A 989-nucleotide genomic window follows, 5' to 3' on the forward strand; every position below is an offset into this window, starting at 1 on the left:
GGAGTAAATACTTGTCCCGTTGCATCCGTATGCTGCTGGTAGAGCTTTCTCACATCCTCAAGGGTAAAGTTACTCAAGGTAAAGGAGCGCACTTTGATATTAAAAGGGCTGGAGGTATTTAGGCGATCGCTCCCCCCAGAAGCATATTTATAATCCCGCACATCGCGCATACCTACCAAGGCAACTGACTGTGGAAATCCCTGTGGACGCCGTGGGAATCCATCCCTTAACTGTCGTAATACCGTCATCAAAGTTTGATTTTGTAGAGAATCAATTTCATCTATGAATATTACCAATGGTCTTGATGAAGCCTCCGACCACACCTTTAAAAAATTACCAATACGCTGTAGCTGATTTAGCTCTTGGGTGGGTGGTTTCAGTTCGTCGGGCAGCCAGAAATCAGTCGCATCTCGCCATGCTGCTAAAATTACTTGTTCTGCTTTTTCAGGCTCATCGGGGAAGGTTGACCCCACTTCTGCGGATACCATTACCGATGTATATTCACCACTAGCTGTGAGTTCCTGCGCTAGGGTCAACATTGCTGTAGTTTTACCTGTCTGACGTGGCGCGTGAATAACAAAGTAGTTTTCTTGAGCAATCAACTTCTCTAATTCAGGCAAACGATCGCTCGAAGGCAACATATAGTGAAGATTAGCCTTACAAGGACCAGCAGTATTAAACCATTTTGGCATAACGACAACTAAACTAACGGGCAGAGATACCCCTTCAATATATCGCAACGCGCCAAGCAAAATCCTGAAACCTTGAAAACACGTTAACTTAATTAAGTATAAATACTCATTTGTATAAATTTAATAACAAATAAGTGACAATTATTTGCTCTAAGATATTTCTATGGCAAGTTTGGGTTTTGAGGCTTGAAAATCATTGTTTTTATGACCATAAGCTTGCCGATGCGGCAAATATTAAATGACACGGCAATTGGCGGGGCGACAACGATCGACTCTGGGGTTAAATATGCTGTCGTT

1 protein-coding gene is annotated in these 989 nt (G+C 42.7%); it reads right to left on the reverse strand.

Annotated elements, in window-relative coordinates; translation table 11 throughout:
* The coding region (locus AC805_RS16215) for an ATP-binding protein (RefSeq protein ID WP_156341428.1) at positions 1-692 on the reverse strand (692 nt) is incomplete at its 3' end.
* Between the last annotated feature and the right edge of the window lie 297 nt (positions 693-989).

Source organism: Pseudanabaena sp. 'Roaring Creek', from assembly GCF_001402795.1.
GTDB lineage: Bacteria > Cyanobacteriota > Cyanobacteriia > Pseudanabaenales > Pseudanabaenaceae > Pseudanabaena.